Genomic DNA, 15259 nt, shown 5'->3' on the forward strand with positions numbered 1-15259 from the left:
AGGCAGCTCCCTGAGCCCAAAGATTTAAAAGAACTTTAGTATTTGTAACAAGTCCGGCTGATTTACGACCTATTTTACAGTTGGAAAAAGAGATCACACTATGGCAAGAACACCTTCAAATATGCTTCCGCTAGGAACACAAGCTCCGTTTTTTACGCTTCCTAATCCGCTCACAAATAAAAATGTAACGCTCACAGAAGTTGCAGGCGAACGTGGCACGGTAGTGATGTTTATTTGTAATCACTGCCCTTTTGTAAAGCACGTGAATGACGAGATCGTGCGTATTGCCAATGATTACCGGGTGCTGGGTTTTGGCTTTGTTGCTATAAGCAGTAATGATGTTGAAAATTATCCTGAAGACAGCCCATGGTTGATGCGGGAGACGGCAAGAAAATATAATTTTAGCTTTCCGTATTTATACGACGAAACGCAGCAAACGGCTAAAGATTATGACGCCGCGTGTACACCTGATTTTTATTTATTTGATGCGGAATTAAAACTGATTTATCGCGGTCAACTCGATGATTCCCGTCCCGGAAACGGCATTCCCGTAAACGGAAGAGACCTGCGTGAGGCCTTGGATAACGTATTCAACAATCGCCAACAGAACGAACTTCAAAAGCCTAGTCTAGGCTGTGGGATCAAGTGGAAGCAAGAAGCTAATCCTTCTTAAATGTTTGAGCACACGCATCCGTATCCTCCTTTTAATCTTGAACACGCGACCAAACTCATCGTAGGCACGTTACCGCCTCCCCGATTTACCACAGGAGATTTGCTACCTGAAGATGTAGATTTTTGCTACGGAAGTAAAAACGGAATGCTGTGGCCCATTCTCGATCAAATTTTTGATTTGAACTTGGTTTATGAAAACACCGCTCACGCTATTGAGCAGCGCTCCCATTTTCTAAAAAGCCGAAACATTGGCGTCTGTGATATTGTAGCTGCTGCGCAACGAGAAAAAGTTGATGCTTCAGATCTAGGAATGCAAGAAGTGGAATTAAGGAATTTGGTAGGCTTTCTTAAAGAGTTTCCGCAGATCCATACGCTTATTTTTACAGGAGGTGCCAGCAAAAACGGCCCGGAATACTTTTTCAGAAAACAACTCAAGGAAAACAACTTGAAATTAGAGGTCGTTTCTTCTATTGTGCCGCGCATACATCAGTTTCAAATCGAAAAGCGCTTTGTAAAAACCGTTTCCTTAACCGCACCTTCCGGCGCTGCCAACCGAGCCATTGGCAGTATGAAAAGTTATAAAGAGCAAAGACTGAAAGATCCGCAATTTTCAACCTTTGATTTTAGAATTCAGCAATACCGCCCGTTCTTTTAGTTTCTGAACAAAGACCACGGTTCAAACTTTAATTAATTAGTAATTTTAGCATTTCAACTATTCAACATTCATATGAAAGCAGCCCTACTCAGTCTCGTATTTCTTATCGCCCTCTCGTGTGCCGAAAAACCAAAACCCGAAGATTTTGATCTAATCACACCTTTTGAAAAAGGAAATGGTAATCAAACGCCCACCTATGACGAAGTAATGGCATACTACGATGATCTGGATGCTGCTTATGTTTCGATCAAAACCTATAAAATTGGGAGAACCGATAGCGGAGAACCGCTTACCTTAGTAACCTACAACACCAATCGCACGTTTGATTCAGAATTTGCTGATGCCAAGGAGGTGACGCGCATTTTGATCAATAACGGAATTCATCCCGGAGAATCAGATGGTATTGATGCGACGATGATGATGATGCGCGATCTGGCCAACGGCACAATTGAAACACCAGAAAATGTATGGATCGGTGCCATTGCCGTGTACAATATTGGCGGTGCGCTCAACAGAAATACAGGAACGCGTGCCAATCAAAACGGCCCTGAAGAATACGGTTTTAGAGGAAATGCTCAAAATTATGATCTCAATCGTGATTTTGTAAAAGCTGACACTTATAATGCGCGTGCTTTTGCTGAAATCTATCATATGGTTAATCCTGATGTTTTGATCGACAACCACGTGAGCAACGGTGCAGATTATCAATATGTACTTACACATTTGTTTACACAGCATAACAAGCTGGGCGACGAATTAGGCGATTATCTTCATACGGAATTACAACCGCAATTGGAGCAGGATCTGGCTGCTAAAGACTGGCCAATCACACCTTATGTCAATGTGTTTAATCAGGTACCAGAAATTGGCTTTTCTCAATTTATGGACTACCCGCGCTATTCTACGGGATACAGCACTTTATGGAATACCTTCGGGATGATGGTAGAAACACATATGCTTAAACCGTATAAAGATCGCGTTGCCGGAACCTATGAGTTGATGAAATCGATGATCAAGATCACCGAAAAAGATGGCGTAAAAATGCAAGCCTTGCGCAAAGCAAAAGATTCCTTGTACCGAAGCGGGGCGCTTACCGGACAGCCGTATACGTTACACTTTGAAATTGACAGCAGTAAAACGTCAACGCTTAATTTCTTAGGCTATGAAGGCGAGCGAAAAACAAGTACCGTTACCGGAATGTCCCGTTTAAAATACGATCGCAATAAGCCTTTTGAGAAAGAAGTCACCTATTATAACTATATGAAACCGGCCGGTGATGCTACGATTCCTGCTGCTTATGTTATTCCGCAGGGATGGCATCACGTGATCGAGCGTTTAAAAGAAAATGAAATCGACTTTGAGCGTTTTCAAAAAGACAGTATGCTAACTGCAGAGGTGTATCATATTGCAGATTATAAAACGCGTAACCAAGCCTATGAAGGACATTATCTGCATTACAATACCCAAGTTGAAACTTCAACTCAAGAAATAAATATTAGACAAGGAGATTACGTGGTTAAAACCAATCAGTCTGGACTACGCTACATTATGGAAATGCTTGAACCTTCAGGAGTAGATTCATTTTTCAACTGGAATTATTTTGACACCATTCTTCAGCAGAAAGAACATTTCTCGCCTTACGTTTGGGAAGATCGAGCACAAGAATTACTGGATGCAGATCCTGAAATGAAAGAAGCTTTTGAAGACTTAAAAGAAAATGACACACGTTTTGCTCAAAACTGGTACATGCAACTCGAGTGGATTTATGAGCATTCTAACAACTATGAAAAGGCCTACTTACGCTACCCGATCTTTAGGATTACTAATTAAATATTCCTTCGGAAAAAGGAGTTTGATGTTTTCATAAGACATTGTCAACGCCTTCTGAGATTTTTCAAAATTCTTCCAACGTACTTTTTTGATTCCCTCAGAAGGTTGTGGCTCTAATGGTCCACTGTAGGTAGTGTTCATTTTGTACCAATACGTTTCCTTCAGTTTAAACTTACCATTACGTTTGAAAACATGGTAGGTTACCGTAATAAGATCACCTAAAACCAAATCCTGACAACCGGTTTCCTCGCTTACTTCGCGTACCGCACACTCTTCGATGGTTTCTTTTTTCTCCAATTTCCCTTTAGGAAGGTCCCACTTACCGTTGCGTTTTATGAAAAGGATTTCTGAATGGTCGTTAAAAACCATTCCGCCACCGGCGACAACTACCGGCAATTTTTTCTTCAGAAACTTGAGTAATTTCTTGCCTTTAGCGTGATATAAATTGATGTGCGTGAGTTGACCACGGTTAACCTGTTTAATAATGCTTTTTATTTTTGCACGTTTTATGGGAATGGATGTGTAATTTTCGCCAATATACTTTTCAGTTGAAAGTATAATGGGCACATCATTTACAAAAACTTTATACATTTGTACCATGATCTTAAAAAAGGAAACAGCTAAAAAAACAGCTGAGTTGTTACTGCAAATTAATGCAATTAAATTACAACCACAAAACCCATTCACATGGGCCAGCGGATGGAAATCGCCTATTTACTGCGATAACCGCATTACTTTATCTTACCCACAGATACGCAACTACTTACGCGAGAATATCGCAAATCAAATCGAGCAGCTTTACGGCAAGCCCGATGTGATTGCCGGTGTTGCAACAGGAGCTATAGGTATAGGAATGCTCGTTGCCGATTTTTTAAACCTACCCTTTATTTACATTCGCCCGGAAGCCAAAAAGCACGGTCGCCAGAATCAAATTGAAGGTAAACTAGAGCCTGGCCAATCGGTAGTTGTGGTCGAAGACCTTATAAGTACAGGTAAGAGCAGCTTGATGGCTGTTGATGCCTTAAAAGCCGCTGAGGCCAATGTCAAGGGAATGTTAGCCATTTTTACTTACGGTTTTGATGTTTCAAAAACCAACTTTGAAAAATATGGCATTGATCTTTACACGTTGAGTGATTACGACCATTTGCTAGAACAAGCTTCAGACACGCAGTACATTTCAGAAAAAGAACATTTAACCCTGCAGACCTGGCGCCTTTCTCCAGACACATGGCAGGCTGCACCTTCCGAATAAAAAATATAAAACGCTTAAATTTTTCACAGACTTATAAAAAACTATGTACATAGAAAGCCCTAAGAAGACTATTGATAAAAGCCCTGAAACGATTTTCAACTTTCTTAATGATGTAAACAATTACAAAAAGTTAATGCCAGACAGCATTAGTAAATTTGAGATTTTAAGCGAGAAACGATTTCTTTTTGCACTGAAGGGAATGCCTGATATTGTTTTAGAACTGAAAAACAGTGTCCCATACAATAAAGTAGTTTTAGGTGCTGCCAGTGATAAATTGCCGTTTACACTTACCGCAAATATTAAAGAACTTACTGAAAACAGCAGTGAAGCCTATTTTGAGTTTGAAGGTGAATTTAACGCGATGATGTCAATGATGATCAAAGGCCCGATTACCAAGTTCATTCAAACCTTAGCAGAAAACTTACAAACGATCTAGTAAAGCAATTTTAATTCTTTTAGATCAAATTCTTTGTAAAGCTCATCTTCCAATTGAAGGATGAGCTTTCCTGTTTCTGAAACCTGCTTTATTATCCCGGTAAAGCGCTCACCTGAAGGGCTCTCAAAGGTTGAAGCCTTATCTTTTCTGAACAGTTTAGACTCATATTCTGCCTTCAACGCTTCAAAAGCTCCCGAAACGATACGTTCTACGTATTTGTAAAATTTCTGAATGAGGAGGTTAAGAACTTCTTCCAGATCAAAGTAACGCCCGGTTTCTAAAGCTATAGAAGTTGCATTGGGTGCTTTAGAAAAATGCACTTGATTCACATTAAGTCCTACTCCTATGATCACGCCGGTTAATCCGTTGCGAATGATACTCTCGATAAGTACGCCACATATTTTAGATCTTCCTGCCAATATGTCGTTTGGCCACTTTACTGAAAGTTGCTGTAAACCTAAAGCCTCTAAAGCTTCAAAAACAGCTAGAGAAGTTGCCATCGTGATGTAGAATGACTTGTCAATAGGCAGTGCTTCAACACGCTTAAACACACTAAGTGTAAGGTTTTTGCCCGGTTCTGCTTCCCAGTAAGCACCGCGTTGACCACGCCCTGATCGCTGCTCGATAGCCCAAACCAAAACATCAGCTTCGGGACTTAATTCTTTGGTATAGGATCTTAAGTAGCTGTTTGTAGAAGTTGTGGCATTAAGTTTGACTATTTTCATACGACAAATAGAATGGCTTAAAAGTGATTGCAAAAAACACTATCAAACAAAATTGTAATAACTTTGTCAGACTAAAAAAGATTTAATGAGTAAAAAAGAAGTAAGTACAGATCAATTAATAACAACTATTCTAGAGGGGATTGAGGAAGTGAAGGGTCAAAACATTGATTTATTAGACCTTAGGGAAATAGAGAACATGGTTTGTGACTACTTCATCGTATGCAATGGTACCTCAAACACACAGGTTGCTGCAATTGTCAATTCCATTCAAAAAACGGTAAGTAAAAAATTAAAAGATAAGCCCTGGCACGTAGAAGGCATGCAGAATGCAGAATGGGTGTTGATGGATTATGTAAACGTTGTGGTTCACGTTTTTCAGAAACACATCAGGGAGTATTATGATATTGAAAGCCTTTGGGGAGACGCCAAAGTAACATCAATCGAATCAAATTATTAAAAAAAATCAATGGCAGAAAAATCTAAAAAGCCCACCCCAAATAAGCCAAAATTTAGTGCTTGGTGGATATATACCGCAATTATTCTTGTTTTCTTAGCGCTTAATTTCTTTAGCAGCGGTTCAGATTTTGGTAACCCAAAAGAAATTCTGGAAAACCAATTAATCACTTATGCAAAAGATGGTGATGTTAAACGTATTGACATCAGTAAATCTAAGCAAGTAGCTTACATTTATCTTACCGAGGAAGCTTCTCAAAAAGAAAAGCATTCAAAACCTCAGGATAATGGCATGTCGCTATTGAGTTCTAGTGGTGGTGCCGATTACGAATTTCGTTACGGTACGCTTGAGAATTTTGAGAACACCTTAAATGACATTCAAGAAAATCAAGGCATTGAAATTCCGCGTAAATATTTAAAAGCAGACAACACCTTCTTTGGAGATATGTTGCTAACGCTTTTACCTATCGCGGTAATTATCGGTATCTGGATCTTCATTATGCGTAGAATGTCTTCTGGAGGTGCTGGCGGTGCTGGCGGACAAATTTTCAACATCGGAAAATCTAAAGCCAAGCTATTTGACGAAAAGACTGATGTAAAAACTTCTTTTAAAGATGTTGCCGGTCTTGAAGGTGCAAAAGAAGAAGTTCAAGAGATTGTAGATTTCCTTAAGAATCCTGACAAGTACACTAACCTCGGTGGTAAAATCCCAAAAGGCGCCTTACTTGTAGGACCTCCGGGAACCGGTAAAACCTTATTGGCAAAAGCTGTTGCCGGCGAAGCTAAGGTACCGTTCTTCTCACTTTCAGGTTCAGACTTTGTTGAGATGTTTGTAGGTGTGGGTGCTTCACGAGTACGTGATCTTTTTAAACAGGCTAAAGAAAAATCTCCTGCTATCATTTTTATCGATGAGATCGATGCAATTGGTCGCGCCAGAGGAAAAGCAAATTTTAGCGGATCGAACGACGAACGTGAAAACACGCTGAATCAATTACTCACAGAGATGGATGGTTTTGGCACCAACACCAATGTGATTGTATTGGCAGCCACCAACCGTGCTGATGTATTAGATACCGCTTTGATGCGTGCAGGACGCTTTGACCGTCAGATTTATGTTGACCTTCCCGATGTACGCGAGCGTAAAGAGATTTTCGAAGTACACTTACGTCCTTTAAAGAAAGTTGCAGAAGAGCTGGACACCGAATTTATGGCTAAGCAAACCCCTGGATTCTCAGGTGCAGATATTGCTAACGTTTGTAACGAGGCTGCGCTTATTGCCGCACGACAAGGTAAAGCTGCGGTAGGTCGTCAAGATTTCTTAGATGCTGTTGATCGTATTGTAGGAGGTCTTGAAAAGAAAAATAAAATCATCACTCCAGAAGAAAAACGCGCTATTGCCTTTCACGAGGCCGGTCACGCAACTGTAAGCTGGATGCTCGAACACGCTGCTCCTCTAGTAAAAGTAACAATTGTACCACGTGGACGCTCTCTTGGAGCTGCTTGGTATCTTCCGGAAGAACGTTTGATCGTTAGACCTGAACAAATGCTTGATGAGATGTGTGCTGCTATGGGAGGTCGTGCTGCCGAAAAAGTGACCTTCAATAAGATTTCGACCGGAGCTTTGAGCGATCTTGAAAAAGTGACCAAGCAAGCTCGAATGATGGTAACCACTTATGGGTTGAATGATGAAATAGGAAATTTAACCTATTACGATTCTTCAGGACAGAATGAATACAACTTCAGTAAACCTTACAGTGAAAGAACTGCAGAGCTTATTGATAAAGAAATATCTAAAATTATTGAAGCACAATATCAACGTGCGATCAAAATATTAGAAGACAATAAAGACAAACTGAATGAGCTCGCAGAAGTTCTACTTGACAAAGAAGTGATTTTCAAAGACAACTTAGAAAAAATCTTCGGAAAACGCCCTTTTGACAAAGGTGAAGAAGTAGAAGTGAATGACACTTCAGTAACCGAAAGCTAGAAAACGCTAGTTTTCAAAACAATATAAAATCTTAACTTGACACGCTGTTGAGTTAAGATTTTTTATATTTGATAGAATCCTAAATTTAGACGTATACGCACTCATTTATGAGTATTTTTAATAAGCTTTTTAAACCGAAAAGTTCATCAAGTTCTGAAAAACCAAAAACATCAGGTGCAGAACGCGGCAAGTACATGCCAGACATTACTGCGCCCGCCGATGAGCGTTTTACCAAACACTTTATATTAAACGGAGGCAAGTTCTTGTACTGCATTGATATGGATGAAGTGCACGAAAGCTTTGATAATATCTTGCTTGAAAATGACTGGTATGAGCAAGACGTATTTTGCCTCGACGAAAAGCTTCAAAGTGTATTTGAAGGATACAATCTAAAATTTGGTAGACAAAAAGAATCAAGCTTTTTACTGTCTAATTGCGAGAACTTAATTGCCGACGACGGCAGCTTGTTGGTCTCCTCCAATCAAATCAAAGAGAAGAAACTTAAAGAGCTTCCTCAAAATTTTGTGATTTTCGCTACTACGAGTCAAATCGTCAATAACATTGGTGAAGGCCTTAGAGGTATTAAAAAGAAACATACCGGGCAAATCCCTACAAACATAACCACCATTAAAAATTTTGAACCTAAAGAAGGTGCTAAAGATTTTATGTCCTACGGGAGTAGCGCAAAAAATCTTTATTTGTTACTACTAGAAGATTTGTAGTATGCGTGAACTTACGGTAAGAGCCTTATCTGGCTTTCTATATGTTATCATTTTACTGTTTTCTATTTTTTATTCTGAAAAATGGTACATACTCTTATTCTTACTATTTGGCATCATTACGCTTAGAGAATTCTTAAGACTTATAGGGTTTCAATTTTGGTATACTTATCTTATTCTAATCGGCTTTGTATTATTTTTCAGCTACTTTAAGATATCAAAACCAGCCACTTTAGTCCTGCTTGCTTTTACTGTTTGCACCGGACTTTATTTAATGAAAAATCTTTTCAGCGAAAAGATCAGAAAATACAACAAGCTTCAAAAGCTACACATCACGATATTTTACATCATCGCAAGCTTCGTTTTTTTAACCTTGCTCCCAACCCACGGTGACGAATTTTCCCCCTACACTGTTGCCGGACTTTTCGTCCTCATCTGGACAAACGACACCTTTGCATATATCGTAGGAAAAAGTTTTGGAAGACATAAACTTTTCCCAAGCATCTCTCCCAAGAAAACTATTGAAGGCTTTTTTGGCGGACTCGTTTTTGCTTGTATCGCTAGCTTTTTTATTTATAAATTTACAGATAAATACACCCCAACACATAGCCTCAACTTCAACATCTGGCTGTCACTCGCTGTTGTGATGAGCACCTTGGGAACGTTTGGCGACTTGATCGAGTCAAAGCTCAAACGTGAAGCGGGCGTAAAAGACAGCGGAACACTAATGCCGGGCCACGGAGGATTGTACGATCGCCTAGACAGTATACTCTTTGCCAGTCCTTTTATTTACTTGGTTTTAATACTATTTGAATATGTTTCATAAAGAAGGATATACCATAATTATCATAACATTACTTGTTGTCGCGATAGGTTTTGTTTCAACACAAACTTGGGTTAGTCCTGTTTGGCTGCAATACGTATGTTATGCTGCACTAACAATCTTATTAATTCTAATCCTTCAATTTTTTAGAAATCCTACTAGAAAAGCCGCCGGAAACATAGAAGAGATCGTCTCTCCTGTTGATGGAAAAGTGGTAGTCATAGAGGAAGTTTTTGAAAAGGAATATTTTAAAGAGAAACGCTTACAGGTCTCGATCTTTATGTCTCCGCTTAATGTACACGTAACCCGTTACCCAGCCGGCGGCGAAGTCGTTTACAGCAAATACCATCCGGGGAAATATCTTGTAGCCTGGCATCCTAAAGCTTCAGAAGAAAATGAACGCACTACCGTAGTTGTACGTTCAACGACTTTTGGTGATGTGCTTTACCGTCAGATCGCAGGAGCTTTAGCTAAGCGTATTGTAAATTATGCAAAAGAAGGCGAGACTGTGGTGCAAGGAGATGACAGCGGTTTTATCAAATTTGGTTCTCGCGTTGATGTATTTTTACCCTTAGACACGCCTATTGCCGTTAAGCTTAATCAAAAGGTAAAAGGAGCTCAGAGCGTTATAGTAACCCTTAAGTAAACAGGTTTGACAAAAGAACAGTTAGATAAAGAATTCAAGGCTGCTTACGAAAAAGCGAGCGCTACCACTCAGGCGTTGCCTCAGGATATTCAGCTTTTGCTTTACGCGTACTACAAACAAGGCAATCACAAAAGCAAGATCATTCCTATTGAAACTATAAAGGAAAACGATTTGCGAAGTGCTTTTAAATACAATGCGCTCATACAAATCAAAGGACTTTCTGCTACTGAAGCAAAAAAGGAATACATCAAGCTAGTTGCTCAACATATTCCTTAGTTTTAAAATTTCTATTGTATTCCAGACTTAGCTCAAAGCCGCTAATCGCTTTTCTAGTGCTTCGATCTTGGCTTCAGCATCTGCTTGCTTTTGACGCTCGATCGCGACTACCTTTTCCGGAGCATTATTTACAAAACGCTCATTAGAAAGTTTACCGGAAACCGACTTCAAGAAGCCTTTGGTATATTTCAATTCTTCATTGATCTTAGCCAATTCAGCTTCTACATCTATAGCTCCCGTAAGCGGAATAAAGTATTCATTTGCTTTTACTCGGAAAGAAAGCGCTCCGTCTACACTGGCGTCTGTACTTTCAATTTTAGACAGGTTACACAGCTTGGTGATCACTGTATCAAAACCATCTGAAAAATCTTCAGTATTCAGCACAAAAAGCTCCAGCTCATCTTTAAACGAAATGTTCTTCTCCTTGCGAATCGCTCTAACTCCTGTGATTACCTGAGCAGCCAGATCAAAATCTGCTAACAAAGCCTCATCAGGCTTAGTGATTGCAGGCCATTCATTGATGATCAAGGCTTCTTCCGGAGTACGAGTGGCTATATTTTGCCAGATCTCTTCAGAGGCAAAAGGAATAAATGGGTGTAAAATTCTAAGATTATTTTCTAGAGCTTCGATAACTGCATCAAAAGTTTTCTTGTCAATCGGTTTGCCATATTCTGGCTTTACGATCTCTAACAACCAACTACAGAAATCATCCCAAACCAACTTGTACGTAGTCATTAACGCGTCACTGATTCGGTATTTGCTGAAGTGATCTTCAATCTCTACTGTAGCTTGTTTGAAACGCTCGTTATACCAAGCCAAGCCTTTTTCACTCGACTCCGGCTGCGGAATAGTAGCATCAACTTCCCAACCTTTGATCAATCTGAAGGCATTCCAAATTTTATTTACAAAACCCTTCCCCTGCTGACATAGATCTTCATCAAACAACAAGTCATTTCCGGCTGAAGCACTCAACAAGAGTCCTACACGCACACCATCTGCGCCATAATCATCAATGAGTTTCATCGCATCTGGTGAATTCCCCAAAGACTTAGACATCTTGCGACGCTCGGCATCACGCACAAGTCCGGTTAAGTACACATTGGTAAAAGGCTTTTCACCGGTATACTCATAACCTGCCATAATCATTCGCGCAACCCAGAAGAATAAAATATCGGGTCCGGTTACCAAATCGTTAGTAGGATAGTAATATTTAAAATCTGCATTATCAGGGTTGGCAACACCATCAAAAACACTCATAGGCCATAACCAAGAAGAGAACCACGTATCTAAGGCATCTTCATCCTGACGCAAGTCTGCATCGATTAATGCCGTGTTTCCGGTTTTTGCTTTGGCTGCCTCCAGAGCTTCTTCACGAGATTTAGCTACTACAAAATCTTCCTGCCCGTTGCCGTAGTAATACGCCGGTATTTGCTGTCCCCACCAAAGTTGTCTAGAGATATTCCAGTCTCTGATGTTTTCCATCCAATGACGGTAGGTGTTTTCAAATTTCTTCGGAAACAAATTCACCTCATCACTTTCCAAAACCGCTTTGATCGCAGGCTCAGCAAGATCTTTCATTTTCAAAAACCACTGATCAGAAAGTTTAGGCTCAATAACTGCCTTTGTTCTTTCTGAAGTACCCACTTTATTGGTATGCTTTTCAGTTTTTACTAAAACACCAGCAGCTTTAAGCTCCTCTACGATCTCTTCTCGCACAACAAAGCGATCCTTTCCTTTATAATGAAGACCGTGTTCATTCAAAGACGCATCATCATTAAAAATATCAATAACATCCAGATTGTGGGTATCTCCGAGCATTTTATCATTCTCGTCGTGTGCCGGAGTTACTTTTAAACAACCGGTACCAAATTCAAGGTCAACATATTCATCTTCAATAATAGGCACTTCTCTGTTTGCGATAGGAACGATGGCTTTCTTCCCTTTTAAATGAGTAAAACGCTCGTCATTAGGATTGATACAGATCGCCGTATCACCAAAAATCGTTTCCGGTCGCGTAGTTGCTATGGTAAGCGTCTCATCGCTTCCAACCAATTTGTAGCTCAAGTAATATAAAAATCCTTGACGCTCTTCGTGAATAACTTCTTCGTCAGAAAGGGTTGTTTGTGCTTCTGGATCCCAGTTTACCATATGATGACCACGGTAAATAAGCCCTTTATTGTACAAATCAACAAAAGACTGAATAACACTCGCTGACATGGTGTCATCCATAGTGAACCGTAAACGTTCCCAGTCGCAAGAAGCTCCCAACTTTTTAAGTTGCTCTAGAATGGTTCCGCCATATTTATCGGTCCACTCCCAAGCGTGCTTTAAAAACTCGTCGCGCGTTAAATCACTTTTATTGATTCCTTCGGCTTTGAGTTTTGCAACTACTTTAGCTTCGGTAGCAATAGATGCGTGATCGGTTCCCGGCACCCAACACGCGTTGAATCCTTTAAGGCGCGCACGTCTTATCAATACATCCTGAATGGTATTATTCAACATATGCCCCATATGCAAGATCCCCGTAACGTTAGGCGGCGGAATTACAATAGTGTAAGGCTCTTTATCATTAGGTTCTGAATGAAAATAATTGTGTTCCATCCAGTAGTCATACCACTTTTGCTCTACTTCTTTTGAGCTATATTTTGAAGCTAATGCCATTATTGGTCTAGTTTTTGTCTTTAAGAGTGCAAAAGTACTTATAATAGTAAGTATTCTGAAAAAAACCGACAGATTAAACGTCTGCTTTTTCAATTGAAAAATTGTAAGAAAAAGCCTAACAACATATTAAATAAGTGCTTCTTTTTGCAGAAACTTTAGAATAAGCTTACTTTTATATCTAATTAACACAGAGAATTATGAAAAAAATTGTTTTGATACTTGCTGTTGGGCTTATGACTTTAGGCCTTCAAGCTCAGGATAAAAAAGCCGCGATCACGTTCGAAACAGACGTTATAGACTATGGTGATGTCGCTCACGGAAGCGATGGTACTCGTGAATTTAAGTTTACAAATACAGGAGACGCTCCTTTAGTTATTTCTAAAGCATACTCTACTTGTGGTTGTACCGTTCCTAGTCCGCCAAAAGATCCTATCGCGCCGGGTGAAAGCGGTGTGATCAAAGTGAAATATGACACCAACCGTTCTCCGGGGCCTATACGTAAAACTATTACCGTTTATACCAATGCTTCGGCAGAACCTTATACCTTAAAAATTAAAGGGACTTTACTACCGGCGACAAATTAAAAGCCGAAAAAATATAAAATTTAAAAAGCGACCAATAGGTCGCTTTTTTTTCGTGCATTGCCAAAGGGTTTAATACGTTAAGGCAATTTACTGGTCTTTAATAAGTTTCTTAAGTCTTAATTTTCGATTAAACACCATCCCATTACGTTCTACTTTTAGCCGCAATACAGCACCTTCCTCTTTAAAAAAGTGCTTGGTAATATCATCAAGTTCCAAATTACGCACATCTCGGCCGTTTATTTTCACGAGTTTATCTCCTACAGCCAGGCCAGCTTCAGCTCCGGGCGAATCGTCACGTATGGCTGCAATCTCATAATTGGGTTTTAACTGCAACTGCGGAAATTGCACCATATTGGTCTCTAAGAAAATAGTTTTGGTCGCATTATTTTCTGTAGCATTTCCTGAAGTTTTTGAGATGCTGTAATCAATATCAGCTACGAGCTCAAAACCAGAATGCTCTACAACAAGTCCGCTGCGATTGTACCTGAAGGGTTCATCAAAATATCTGTTTTTACGCAAAAACATTTTCTTTGCGCTATAATCGAGATAAACTGTAAACCTTCTTAGAACTTCAGCTCCAATACTTCCATTCCTATAATCTACGCCATTGAGATAAGCCAGCGATAATTCGTCCGGATAGGCAACATTCACCTTTTTAAGATTAAAATCTCCTAAAGTTAACTGCGCAATTCTAGATCGATGCCCGGTAACTTCACCATTGAGTCCCAAGCCCAAATGATCTTTAAAAGAGTTCTCAGAAACCCGAATATCCTCGTGCGTATTTTCAAACAACCACAGCGCATCACCGCTTCCTGAATCTAAAAGTAATTTTGCCTGAAAATCTGTATCGTTCTGACTTAAGCCTATATTTAAATAGGGCTTCCCTTTATTCAACTCAAATACTAATTCGGTACAAGACCGAAACTTTTTAGACCGAAACACTTCCGGCTCATAAAGCTTCACATAACTTTTTTGATAATTCAGCTCCACTGCCAAGTCTTTTAAGAGCGCATAGCCTATAATACCGTGAACCGGAAATCCCAGTCGCGGAGAAAAATTTTGCGCACTATCAGAAACGTAATAGATGGTTTGATTTATCGCTGCCGCTTCTCCAACATTAATAATGTTCTGAGTAGATTTGATCGCTTTAGTGGGTTCCCCATCTCCTGCTCCCCGCAACCAAACAGTAGATTGATTGTTAAGTTCTAGCGGGTAATCGGCTTCCGCATTAAACAAAATAGTAGAACGCACTCCGGTGTCGAGAAGAAGAGACAATTCAACACCATTAACCTGTACAGGAATGATCATTAGATTATTCACCACATCGGCTTTAATTTTTATATGATTTTTACCTTCAGGCAAAAGAAAAGCTCCTTGAGGAAAAACCTCAAAAGTTATCATATAAACAATTAGTGTCGATATTAAATAAACATAACGCATAATTAAAATGCATTTATTGTTAATTTAATAATATTCCTTCAAAAACCCGCTAACAATCTTTAAATTTTTTTCTCATTTATAATTTGCAACTTTACAGCTT

16 protein-coding genes are annotated in these 15259 nt (G+C 39.6%); 12 read left to right on the forward strand and 4 right to left on the reverse strand.

The window, feature by feature from the left end:
* Positions 1-100: 100 nt before the first annotated feature.
* The 3 genes from MED217_RS15050 (at position 101) to MED217_RS15060 (ending at position 3157) form a co-directional block, all read left to right on the forward strand.
* Positions 101-673, forward strand: coding sequence for a thioredoxin family protein (locus MED217_RS15050; protein ID WP_009781404.1), 573 nt, complete (start codon positions 101-103; stop codon positions 671-673).
* Positions 674-1327 (forward strand): uracil-DNA glycosylase family protein, encoded by a 654-nt coding sequence (locus MED217_RS15055; protein ID WP_009781405.1) that lies wholly within the window; start codon positions 674-676, stop codon positions 1325-1327. It begins immediately after the preceding gene.
* Between the two features lie 72 nt (positions 1328-1399).
* Entirely contained in the window at positions 1400-3157 is a 1758-nt protein-coding gene (locus MED217_RS15060; RefSeq protein ID WP_009781406.1) for a M14 family metallopeptidase, read from the forward strand.
* Here MED217_RS15060 and MED217_RS15065 read toward each other — a convergent pair.
* The gene (locus MED217_RS15065; RefSeq protein WP_040533707.1) at positions 3125-3748 is read right to left on the reverse strand and encodes an NUDIX hydrolase; all 624 of its coding nucleotides are present in this window, start codon (positions 3746-3748) and stop codon (positions 3125-3127) included. The genes MED217_RS15060 and MED217_RS15065 overlap by 33 nt on opposite strands.
* Before the next feature lie 7 nt (positions 3749-3755).
* On the opposite strand from MED217_RS15065, the gene pyrE reads away from it, so the two are divergent.
* Entirely contained in the window at positions 3756-4409 is a 654-nt protein-coding gene (gene pyrE / locus MED217_RS15070) for an orotate phosphoribosyltransferase (RefSeq protein ID WP_009781408.1), read from the forward strand.
* A 43-nt stretch (positions 4410-4452) separates the two neighbouring features.
* A complete protein-coding gene (locus MED217_RS15075; RefSeq protein ID WP_009781409.1) occupies positions 4453-4845 on the forward strand; it encodes a hypothetical protein in 393 nt (130 codons plus the stop codon).
* Here MED217_RS15075 and MED217_RS15080 read toward each other — a convergent pair.
* Positions 4842-5570 carry a biotin--[acetyl-CoA-carboxylase] ligase gene (locus MED217_RS15080; RefSeq protein WP_009781410.1) on the reverse strand — a complete coding sequence of 243 codons (729 nt, stop codon included), beginning with the start codon at positions 5568-5570 and terminating at the stop codon, positions 4842-4844. The two genes, MED217_RS15075 and MED217_RS15080, sit on opposite strands and share 4 nt — an antisense overlap.
* An 85-nt stretch (positions 5571-5655) precedes the next feature.
* Here MED217_RS15080 and rsfS point away from each other — a divergent pair, with 85 nt between their 5' ends.
* From rsfS to MED217_RS15110, 6 genes are all read left to right on the forward strand, one after another.
* Positions 5656-6027: a ribosome silencing factor gene (gene rsfS, locus MED217_RS15085; protein WP_009781411.1), complete on the forward strand. Its 372-nt coding sequence runs from the start codon at positions 5656-5658 to the stop codon at positions 6025-6027.
* A 9-nt stretch (positions 6028-6036) separates the two neighbouring features.
* Entirely contained in the window at positions 6037-8010 is a 1974-nt protein-coding gene (ftsH, locus tag MED217_RS15090; protein ID WP_009781412.1) for an ATP-dependent zinc metalloprotease FtsH, read from the forward strand.
* Positions 8011-8117: 107 nt separating this feature from the next.
* Complete coding sequence (locus MED217_RS15095; protein ID WP_009781413.1) at positions 8118-8732, forward strand: LUD domain-containing protein; 615 nt, start codon at positions 8118-8120, stop codon at positions 8730-8732.
* Position 8733: 1 nt separating this feature from the next.
* The gene (locus MED217_RS15100) at positions 8734-9555 is read left to right on the forward strand and encodes a phosphatidate cytidylyltransferase (protein ID WP_009781414.1); all 822 of its coding nucleotides are present in this window, start codon (positions 8734-8736) and stop codon (positions 9553-9555) included.
* Complete coding sequence (locus tag MED217_RS15105) at positions 9545-10198, forward strand: phosphatidylserine decarboxylase family protein (protein ID WP_009781415.1); 654 nt, start codon at positions 9545-9547, stop codon at positions 10196-10198. Before MED217_RS15100 ends, MED217_RS15105 begins: the two co-directional genes overlap by 11 nt.
* A 6-nt stretch (positions 10199-10204) precedes the next feature.
* Positions 10205-10474, forward strand: a complete 270-nt coding sequence (locus tag MED217_RS15110; RefSeq protein WP_009781416.1) for an acyl-CoA-binding protein — start codon at positions 10205-10207, stop codon at positions 10472-10474.
* A 27-nt stretch (positions 10475-10501) separates the two neighbouring features.
* On the opposite strand, the gene MED217_RS15115 is transcribed toward MED217_RS15110, so the two are convergent.
* The gene (locus tag MED217_RS15115; RefSeq protein WP_009781417.1) at positions 10502-13135 is read right to left on the reverse strand and encodes a valine--tRNA ligase; all 2634 of its coding nucleotides are present in this window, start codon (positions 13133-13135) and stop codon (positions 10502-10504) included.
* Positions 13136-13332: 197 nt separating this feature from the next.
* Between MED217_RS15115 and MED217_RS15120 the strand changes: the two genes are divergently transcribed.
* Positions 13333-13719 carry a DUF1573 domain-containing protein gene (locus MED217_RS15120; RefSeq protein WP_009781418.1) on the forward strand — a complete coding sequence of 129 codons (387 nt, stop codon included), beginning with the start codon at positions 13333-13335 and terminating at the stop codon, positions 13717-13719.
* An 87-nt stretch (positions 13720-13806) separates the two neighbouring features.
* Here MED217_RS15120 and MED217_RS15125 read toward each other — a convergent pair whose 3' ends face one another.
* Positions 13807-15120, reverse strand: coding sequence for a pepsin/retropepsin-like aspartic protease family protein (locus MED217_RS15125; protein WP_050759334.1), 1314 nt, complete (start codon positions 15118-15120; stop codon positions 13807-13809).
* Positions 15121-15259 lie beyond the last annotated feature (139 nt).

This window comes from Leeuwenhoekiella blandensis MED217, from assembly GCF_000152985.1.
Lineage (GTDB): Bacteria > Bacteroidota > Bacteroidia > Flavobacteriales > Flavobacteriaceae > Leeuwenhoekiella > Leeuwenhoekiella blandensis.